Below are 10,125 nucleotides of genomic sequence, written 5' to 3' on the forward strand. Positions count from 1 at the left end.
CGTGGTAGCCAAACATATAGGATTCCGGGGGGTTGGGGGATGGGGTTTCCCTCCCCAACAGTTCACCTCTGCGCCCCCTCTTTCCCCCCCTTTGTCTTTGGCGGGGCCGCCCCCCAGGCCTGTGCCCCGAGCCTCGCCGGCACGACTGCTTCGATCGGCATATCCCGCGATTCGCAATCTCCTTCGTATCGACATACACGAAGGAGTGCCCATAGTTGACCGAGAGTCGCAACCACGGTACGGTGTCCATGTCAGGCAGAGATCGAACTGGCATTCGATTTATGCAGGGCGTTTTTGTGCATAGCTATGCCCCGGGGCGCTTGCGAGCAGAGGCACACACCGGGGCTTACGCCTACCAAGGTAGTGCCTGGACCCTTGCCTAAGCAACACGGACCCTCGGGGGATGTCCATGTCGTGCGCCACCGCTGATGAGGTCGATCTCATCAGGACGATCGACGCCGGTCGGTACGCAGACCCCGAGGCCCTGTGCGCGCCCTACTGCCGCCAGGCTCTGGCTTGGTCGGACTGGGAGACGGACGTCTCCAAGGCGATGTACGAAATGCTCAGGACTCTGGAGAACGTGCTGCGGTGCACCATCTCCGACCGGTTGTCGGCGCACTACGGGCGTGCGGACTGGTGGAGCGCCCCACGGCTTCGCCTCACCTACGGCACCATGAGCAAGATCGAGGAAGCCGAGGAGAAGTTGTCCCGGGCAGGGGTGCCACTGACTCCGACAGACATCCAGCGTGAGGTGTCGCTCGGCTTCTGGGTCACGCTGGTGGGACGCGGCAACGACTACGAGACGCAACTGTGGCGCCCCATGAAGGCCGGCTTCCCCGGCTACCGGGGTCGGCGCGAGCCGTTCTACAAGCGCTTGAACCACTTGCGTCTGCTGCGGAACAAGGTGGCGCATCAGGACCGTATCGGCGGCCGGGACCTTGCGGCCGACCGGCGGTCCGTGTTGACGGCCATCGGCTACGTCTCCGAGGGCGTGGCCCGCCGGGTCGAGACTGCCGATACGTCCATGCCGCTGCTGCTGGCGAATCGCCCCGGAGTCTGTACTCAGCGCAGGGGAAGTGAATCGTGAGTCCACAGTCCGTGAGGCTGGGGGACATCTGCGCGATCACAGCGAGCCCTTCCAGCGACCTTTTCACCGAACTCGGACACGACGTCGATGGGGTCCCCGTGGTGACCCCTGCCGACATCACGGACGCCCAGCGGATTGATCCGGAGGCGCTGCGACAGATCCCCGATACGATCACCGGCCTCGAACGCTTCCAGCTGCGCTCCGGCGACCTGGTGATCGTCCGTCTCGGCGGGGTGGGGAAGGTCGCACTGGTCGATGAGGCGGCCGATGGTTGGGTGTACCACTCCTCCTGCATCCGCATTCGCCCCGATAGCGAACGCGTCGACCCTGTCTACCTTGCTGCCTATCTGTCACATCCTCCGGTGGTGGCCGAGTTGCTGTCCCATGTCCAGGTGGGCACGGTGCCAGTGCTTACCACACGGTCACTGGAAGGACTGCCGGTGCTGCTGCCCGATGCACGGCGCCAGCGGATAATGGCAGAAGCCCTGGGCGAGGTCAGTTTGCAGATGAATCTGCAGCAGCGCATTCTCATGCGCCTTAGTGCTGTCAGGCAGGGCTTGTTCGCACAGATGCTGGGCGACGAGCTGCCTGGCACGACCGTATCTCGGGCACCAAGCGCCGCACCTGAGCGAAGGGCACCCAGAACCCGTCGCACGAGCCGGATGTCATAGACCGGCCCTAAGGTGGACCGGGCTCACACAGGACACACTTCCTGTGGAAGATGAAGCAAGAGGAGAACCCAGTGGCACAGCTGACGTTGCCGCAGCTGGAACGGCATCTGTATGCCGCAGCGGACATTCTGCGCGGCAAGATGGACGCCGCGCAGTACCAGGACTACATCTTCGCGATGCTGTTCCTGAAGCGTGCGTCGGACCAGTTCGACGTGGCACGGGCCGCACTGGTCAAAAGACTCATCGCGGAGGGGAAGAGTCAGGAGCAGGCCGAGCGGATCTCCGAGGCGCGCGGCGCGTACAAGGCACACGAGTTCTACGTGCCGAATGAGGCCCGCTGGTCCACGATCGTCAGCCAGTCCCGGACCACGCCGGCCGAGGCCCTGAACGTGGCACTGGATGCGCTGGAGAACAGCAACCACCAGGCTCTCGAAGGCGTTCTCTCCTACATCAGCTTCACCGATCCCCGCGGCAGCAACACGAAGCTGACCAAGCCGGTCATCCAGCAGCTCATCGACCACTTCAGCGAATACCGGCTCAGCAATGACGACTTCGAGTTCCCCGACCTTCTGGGGCACGCCTACGAGTACATCATCGGCGAGTTCGCCGACGAGGGCGGTAAGAAGGGCGGCCAGTTCTACACCCCGCGCTCCGTCATCCGCATGATGAACCAATTGGTCAAGCCGGAACCGGGCATGTCGGTCTACGACCCGTGCTGCGGCTCGGCCGGCATGCTTATCCTGGCCAAGGAGTACGTACAGGAGCACGGCGGCGACGAGTCGCACCTGTCGGTGCACGGCCAGGAGGACAACGGCAGCGCCTGGGCGATGGCCCGCATGAACTTGCTGCTGCACGGTGTGGCCGACGGCGTCATCCACCACGGCGACACACTCGCCGACCCCAAGCACGTGCTGCCGAACGGACAGCTTCAGCGCTTCGACCGGATCCTGACCAATCCCCCGTTTGCTCAGAACTACCGCCGCGAGGGAATGAAATTCCCTGAGCGGATGGTGAACTGGACGCCCGAGTCCGGCAAGAAGGCCGACCTCATGTTCGTCCAGCACGTCCTCGCCGTGCTGGAGGCGGACGGTATCGCGGCGGTCGTCATGCCACACGGTGTGCTCTTCCGGGGCGGGGAGGAGCAGAAGATCCGCGCGCGGATCATCGAGGAAGGCCGACTGGAAGCCGTCATCGGAATCGGCCCCAACGTCTTCTACGGCACGGGCATCCCCGCCTGCATCCTGGTTCTGCGCGGCCGCAACGGTGCTCCCGAGGGCCGACGCGACGGCGTGCTCTTCATTAACGCCGATCGGGAGATCACTGCCGGGCGCACGCAGAACCTGTTGGAGGCCCAGCACGCGGAAAAGATCGTCTCAGCGTACGAGGGGTGGCAGGAGATCCCTGGTTTCGCCCGGGTGGTGAAGTTCGACGAGCTTGCGGAGAACGACTATAACCTCAACATCCGCCGCTACGTGGACAACACCCCTGCTCCGGAACCGCAGGACGTACGAGCGCACCTGTACGGGGGCGTGCCGAGGAGCGAGATCGCAGCGCGCAAGAAGCAGTTCGAGGCCTTCGGTATCGATGCAGAGGGTCAGCTCTTCCGGCAGCGGGACGGCGACCCGGACTACGTCGACTTTCTTGAGGAGGGGTACGAGGCGACGGCGACGCGGATCCCCATGCTCGCGCAACAGAAGGAAGCCGTCCTGGGGCGGGCTTTCCACACCTGGTGGGCCGAGCACCGGGAACGTCTGGCGCAGCTGCCCGTGCACCGACAGAAGGCGCAGGCCCGCCACGAACTGCTCAGCACGTTCGTCGCGGCGTTGGAGCCGGTGGGAGTCCTCGACAAGCACCAGCTCGCAGGTGCGGTCGCTGCTTGGTGGTTCGATGCGAGGAACGACCTCGACGTGTTGATGGCCAAGGGCTTCAAGGGCCTGATCGACGGGTGGGTGCGCAGCATCGCCTCGGCGTTCGAGGAACCCTCGGAGAAGGCCGACGCCAAGACCAAGGCACGCTATCGCTCCGCTATGCGAAAGGCCCGCGAACACCGGTTGGTCCCCGAGCTGATCCCGGAGTACGTGGAGCAGCTGGAGCAGGCCGAGGCGCTGGTCGCGAAGCTGGACGCGGAGGTAAAGGCCGGTTCGCCGCCGAAGAAGACGTTCAAGGCGGGTGCGGACGGCGCGGATGAAGCGGACGAGGAAGAGGTCGACCTGTCGCAGGTTCTGCCGCGCAAGGAGCTGGCTGCGCTGCGGAAGCAGTTGAAGGAAGCCAAGATCGAACTGGCTGCCATCAAGGCGTCGTTCGTGGCCAAGCTTGAGCAGGCGGCGAAGGAACTGTCCCCCGTGCAGGCGCAGGAGGTCGTACTCGGCTTCCTGCGTGAGGACCTGAACGCACGCATGAACCGCTTCGTCGCCACGGACCGCCGGGCACTGGTGGACGCATTCCGAAACTGGGGTGAGAAGTACGCGGTTACCCTGACGGATTTGGAGCAGGAGCGCGAAGCTTCGGCGAAGCGGCTGCGGGGGTACCTGGAGGAGTTGGGGTATGCGTGAGGGCTGGCGCCGAGTAGCTCTGGGGGAGATTCTCAGACTTCGGTCCGAGCGGACGCACTCGGTAGACACTCTGCTCTCGGTGACTGCCGACAGGGGTGTGATTCGACAGAGTGAGAGTGGCCGACGGGACTCCTCCAGTGCAGATAAATCCCTGTATTGGGATGTGCACCCGGGCGATGTTGTTTACAACACGATGCGGATGTGGCAGGGAGTCTCGGGTGTCGCTGGTGAAGCTGGAATCGTTAGCCCGGCGTACACAGTATGTGAACCGGTTGGCGGAGTGTCCAGCGAGTTCCTTCGTTGGTTCCTGAAGGAGCCCGGTCTTGTAGGGAAGTTTTTTAACCGATCTCAGGGACTCGTGAGCGACACATGGAATCTTAAGTACAGCGAGTTCAAGAAAATTGAGGTCAACCTGCCGCCACTTTCGGAACAGGGCAGAATTGCGGAGATCCTCGATGCCTTCGATATGCAGATTCAGAGGTTGCACATTGAAGCTCTGAAGCTCGGAGCTTTGAGCGATTCTGTATTGGACGCGAAGCTCCGAGTTGCTCTTGAGGTGCTCGAAGCGACAGAAGTGTCCAACATGGCTGAGCGTATCGGCCAGACAGTCGGATGCTTTAGATTCGTCGTCCTCGGCTCTCTGCTTGCTTCCATTGACGCAGGCAACAGTCCCGATCTCGAAGATAAACCCGCGGGGGCGGGGCAGTGGGGTGTTCTCAAGGTCAGCGCAGTGGGTCGTGAAGGGTTCCGGCCGCTGGAGAACAAGCGCGTCGAAGCTGGTGATCTAGTTGACGCCTCGATCGAAGTGCGCCAGGGAGACCTATTGATGACTCGGGCCAATACCCCTGAGCTCGTCGGTCTGTCCTGCGTGGTGGGTGAGGTTCGGCCGGGGTTGATGCTGAGCGATAAGACGCTGCGATTGAATCTCGCACACCGAGAGGATGATCCATACTTCTTGAATGCGCTTCTGCGACAGTCGGCACTGCGCAGACAGATCGAAATTGCGGCGACCGGCACGAGTAGCAGCATGAAAAATATTAGTCAAGAGTCCATTCGAAGACTTGTGGTGCCATGGGCGGATCCTTCTGTGCAGGCCGCCACCCTCGCCCCCGTAATGGCGATCCAAGAAAAGCGAAACCGACTAAAACGCGAGGTAGTCAAGTTGAAGTCCGCCAGGAAGGCACTCATGAATGACCTTCTTGCCTGTCAGGTCCGCATTCCTGCAGCTCCCTAATTCCGCTGCTCCGCCCCATCCGCGTACCGCTCACCAAAGGAGACCGCACCGCCCATGTCCGGCCCCGAGTACAAGTACGTAGAGGCGCCGCTGATCGCTCAGCTCACGCATCCCACCATGGGCTGGCGTCACGTTATAGGACTTCAGGGTGCGCAGCTGCAGGAGCCCGGTGAGGAGCCGTACGTCCGGCAGGGGACGGACAGTGCTTTGCTCACCGGGATTCTCCGGCGGCGACTGGATCGGCTCAACCGGACACCGAGCGGTGCGGCATGGCTGGACGACGCGCGGGCGGCCACCGCGATCGCTGCTCTCAGCAAGGGGGGCCCACCCGGCGGCGGTCTCGTCGCAGCCAACGAGGCGGCGACGGAGGCGCTGATCGAGGGCGTTGACGTGCCCGGTGTCGAGGGCTGGAACGGTGGGCGGGCCCAGAAGGTGCGGTTCATCGACTGGGACACCCCGGGGAACAACGACTTCCTTGCCGTTTCCCAGTTCCCGATGACGATCCCGGGGGCACGGGACGACGCGGGCAAGCCCAAGAAGCTGATCGCCGACCTCGTCCTCTTCGTGAATGGCATCCCTCTGGTCGTCATAGAGTGCAAGAAGCTCAAGGCCGGTCAGGGAGACGCACACAAGGCTGTCCAGCAGCTCCGCCGGTACGCCAACCAGCGACGGGACTCGACGACCCCGGAGGGCAGCGAACAGCTCTTCCGTACGGTTCAGCTGACTGTTGCGACCACAGGGGACACCGCTCTCCTGGGCACGTTCACCGCGCGCCCCCGGGATTACGTCGTCTGGCGGGACGCGTATCCGCTCGACACCGAGCAGGTGGTCGCCACCACCTTCCATCCCGACGACGCGTTCGCCGACGCGCAGAAGGTGCTTGCCGCAGGCGTACTTCATCCGCACCGCCTGCTCGACATCGTGCGCAACTTCGTCGTCTTCAAGGACGTGGAGGTGGCCGGCGGGCGCACGTCCCGGGTGAAGATCGGCCCGCGCTATCAGCAGTACCGGGCCGTGTACAAAGCGGTAGAGCGGCTCCGGACCGGGGAGACCAAGAAGGTCCACGGCAAGGAGGACAAGCGCGGCGGGATCATCTGGCACACCCAGGGCTCGGGCAAGTCCCTGACCATGGTGTTCCTGGTACGGAAGCTGCGCTCCACGCCGGGTCTGGGCCACTTCAAGGTCGTCGTGGTCACGGACCGTAAGCAGCTCCAGGACCAGCTCTCCGAAACGGCCGCCCTCGCCGGCGAGAAGCCGGATGTCATCACCCGTGCCTCCCAGGTCCCGAAGGTCCTGGGACTGGAGAACGCTGGCCTCGTCTTCGTGATGATCCAGAAACAGCAGGACGTGGAGAAGGCCCGGCAGAACGCCGCCGACTCCCTCGCTCACGAGGGCACACCAGGCTGGGGACTCGTCAACGACCGCGAGGGGATCCTCATCCTCGTCGACGAGGCGCACCGCTCGCACAGCTCCACACTCCACCAGAACTTGATGGAGTCCCTGCCCAACGCGGCCCGCATCGGCTTCACCGGCACACCGATCATCATGAACCGCCGCAAGCTCACCACCACGACCTTCGGCGAGTTCATCGACACCTACCGGATCAAGGACGCCGAGGACGACGGGGCGATCGTCCCCATCTACTACGAGGGGCACGTCGCCAAAGGCGCAGTCGTCGAGGGTGAGGCATTGGACGAGGCGTTCCAGGAGGAGTTCGAGGAACTCACCGACGAGCAGTACGACGAACTCCAAAAGCGTTACGCCAACTCCTCGGCGGTCCTCGCGGCCGACGACATGATCCAGCGCAAAGCCCGGCACATGCTCCGCCACTATGTGGAAGGAGCTCTGAAGGACGGCTTCAAAGCTCAGGTCGTCGCCCACTCCCGAGGAATCGCCGTCCGCTACCGGGAGGCCTTGTGCCGTGCGAGGGACGAATTGGTCGCCGAGGTGGAGAAAGCAGCGGCATCATCTGCCCGCATTCTTCTCAAGGCGCAGGAGACACCCGCGGAGGAACGCAATCCCAGACAACGATTGCTGGTTGCCGCCCACAAGCAGCTTCCACTACTCAGAGTCATGGACTTCGTTCCCGTTATCTCCCCGGACGCGGAGAAAGAGAAAGATTGGGCGTCCTGGACCGACGCAACAGCACACAAGGCCGCGATCAAGGCCTTCCGTACGCCCTTCCCGGACCCCGCCGAGCTCACCGCGGACTCCAGGCCGGTCGCCATGCTCATCGTGCGGACCATGCTGCTCACCGGTTTCGACGCGCCCATCGAGCAGGTGATGTACCTGGACCGCCGGATGCGTGAGGCTGAGCTTCTCCAAGCTGTCGCGCGCGTGAACCGTACCTACGGGGAGACGAAGAAGGCCGGGTACGTCGTCGACTACGCCGGTGTCGCCACGGCACTCCGGGAGGCCATAGAGGCCTACGCCTCCGACGAGGCCGAGGGGGAACCCATCGACTTCAGGACGGAGGAGGACAAGCTGGAGAACCAGTACCAGGCACTCCGGCATCACCTCGGCCTGCCTCGGGAGCTCATCGACCCCGACGACACCGTCGCTGTCCACCGAGTGATCGACACCTTGGAGGACGAGGAACGACGCATTACCTACCGCAAGCTGCTCCGCGAGTTTCTGAGCACTCTTGCTCTTCTGATGCCACGCGAGGCCACCCGGCCCTACCAGAAGCCGGCCAAGATCTTCGCGTTCATCGCACAGGTGGCGAAGCAGCGGTTCAGCGAGGAGGACGACGGCTTCAACCCCGCCGCCTACGGCGCTCGTGTCGCGGAGCTGATCGACGAACACGTCAAGGCTCTCGGCGTCGAACGCGCGATAGAACCCACTCGGCTCACCTCCGACGACTTCCGCACCAAGGTCGAGCAGATGCCTAGCGCCCGCGCCAAGGCTTCGATGATGGCGCACGCCCTGCGCAACCACATCGAACTCCACTTCCAGGAGAACCCGGTCGCCTATGACAAGCTCCGCCAGCGCCTGGAGGAGATCCTCAAGAAGTACGCGGAGAACTGGACCGGCCAGGTGGAGGCTTTCAAGGAACTCTCCCAGAGCGCCCAGGACTTGACCCACGGTCGTGACTCCAGCCTGCCTGAGGACATACGCGCGCTCAGCAAGCTGGAGCAGGCCGTCTACCAACAGCTGACCACCATCATCACGGACGGTGTCATCAGCGACGAGGTGCGTCAGGACCTGGTCGGGCTGGCACGTGAAGTGCGGTCCATCGCCGTGCGTCACAGCGCGCGGAAGGATCTCTTCTTCAACATGGCGGCGTTGCACGACCTGCAGAGCGACATCTGGATGCTGCTCGCCGTCAACGACAGAACGCTTCCCGTGGTCGACAGCCTGGCACCGGCCGTGCGGGAGATCGTCCAGCACAACAAGAAGGACCTGTAACCCGTCCATGCATGACACTCCGTCTGAACCGCTGCACGTTGGTGGTCTGGTCATCGAGATTCGCCCCGTACCCGGACGCAAGAGCGTCCGGGTCACGGTGGAACGTGACGCACGGATCGTCGCGGTCGTACCCATCGGCACGGATCACACGGCCTTGGAGCAGCTTCTCCGCAGTCGTCTGCCCTGGCTCTACTCCAAGGTCCGCAGCCGTGAAGCGGACGCGGAACAGAGACCGTACCGCCGCTTCGTGGACGGGGAGGGCTTCTTCTACCTCGGGCGCAGCCACCGGCTCAGAATCGTGGACGCTGCGCCCCACCCGGTTGCGCTGGCCCAGGGCAGGCTACAGCTGCGTCGGGACTGCAGGGATACCGCCAGTGACGTACTGGTGGCCTGGTACGTGGAGCGCGGGAAACAATGGCTTCCCAGACGTGTCGGCCCGTGGGCGAAATCCCTAAACGCTCCGCCCGCTGACCTGATCGTCCGCCCGCTGGGCTACCGATGGGGTTCCTGTTCGGCCTGGGGTGCTCTCAACATCCACTGGGCGGTCATGCAGTTGCCCGCAGTCCTCGTGGACTACGTTTTGGTGCACGAGCTGGCCCACATGCACGTTCGCAACCACTCACCGGAGTTCTGGCGCACAGTGGCCCGCGCGCTTCCGGACTACGAGTCGCGGCGGGAGAGGCTGGAGGAGTGGGGGGCGGGGGTCTGGCTGCCCCTCCACTCCTGATGATCACGTTCATCCGATGACCGAGACGTGAGGGTATGGAAGTGTGCAGGGGGTCAGCGTTCCGTCACATACCGCACGAACGCCGACCACTCCTCGCACCAAAGGCGAGCTGAGCTCGGGCCCGAGGCCTTCGAGTCCCTGACGTGGACGGTGTAGGACGCCGCGGCAACCACACGCGCCGGGCGTCTCCCATCCGTCTGCGCTCCGGCGGCGGAGGACGACACGGGACGAGGACTTCTGCTCATCGATGCGCTGGTGGAGCGGTGGGGTGTGGAGCCGCGTCCGCAGTCCGGCAAAACAGTGTGGGACTACCTCGCGCTTGCCTGCTCAGGTCAGGCCGGCGGGGCGGCTGCGTACCGGGACGAGATCTTCGGCCCGGTCCTGTGCGTCCTGCGCGTGGACACCTACGACGAGGGCGTGGCGCTGATCAACAGCTCGCCGTTCGG

The 10,125-nt window shown here is 63.9% G+C and carries 6 protein-coding genes and 1 pseudogene; all 7 read left to right on the forward strand.

What is annotated here, in order from left to right:
- Nucleotides 1-403: 403 nt before the first annotated feature.
- Nucleotides 404-1,087 carry a hypothetical protein gene (locus tag ACZ4SW_RS36910; protein WP_468253466.1) on the forward strand — a complete coding sequence of 228 codons (684 nt, stop codon included), beginning with the start codon at nucleotides 404-406 and terminating at the stop codon, nucleotides 1,085-1,087.
- 11 nt (nucleotides 1,088-1,098) lie between these two features.
- Nucleotides 1,099-1,758: a restriction endonuclease subunit S gene (locus ACZ4SW_RS36915; protein WP_468253471.1), complete on the forward strand. Its 660-nt coding sequence runs from the start codon at nucleotides 1,099-1,101 to the stop codon at nucleotides 1,756-1,758.
- A 71-nt stretch (nucleotides 1,759-1,829) separates the two neighbouring features.
- On the forward strand, nucleotides 1,830-4,310 hold the full coding sequence (locus ACZ4SW_RS36920) for a type I restriction-modification system subunit M (RefSeq protein ID WP_468253467.1): 2,481 nt from the start codon (nucleotides 1,830-1,832) through the stop codon (nucleotides 4,308-4,310).
- 358 nt (nucleotides 4,311-4,668) lie between these two features.
- Nucleotides 4,669-5,544, forward strand: coding sequence for a restriction endonuclease subunit S (locus tag ACZ4SW_RS36925; protein ID WP_468253468.1), 876 nt, complete (start codon nucleotides 4,669-4,671; stop codon nucleotides 5,542-5,544).
- A 54-nt stretch (nucleotides 5,545-5,598) separates the two neighbouring features.
- Complete coding sequence (locus ACZ4SW_RS36930) at nucleotides 5,599-8,952, forward strand: type I restriction endonuclease subunit R (protein WP_468253469.1); 3,354 nt, start codon at nucleotides 5,599-5,601, stop codon at nucleotides 8,950-8,952.
- A 7-nt stretch (nucleotides 8,953-8,959) separates the two neighbouring features.
- The gene (locus tag ACZ4SW_RS36935; protein WP_468253470.1) at nucleotides 8,960-9,679 is read left to right on the forward strand and encodes a M48 family metallopeptidase; all 720 of its coding nucleotides are present in this window, start codon (nucleotides 8,960-8,962) and stop codon (nucleotides 9,677-9,679) included.
- A 345-nt stretch (nucleotides 9,680-10,024) separates the two neighbouring features.
- Nucleotides 10,025-10,125: pseudogene (locus ACZ4SW_RS36940) on the forward strand (aldehyde dehydrogenase family protein); the annotation flags it as partial.

The organism is Streptomyces sp. NPDC028331, assembly GCF_055565775.1.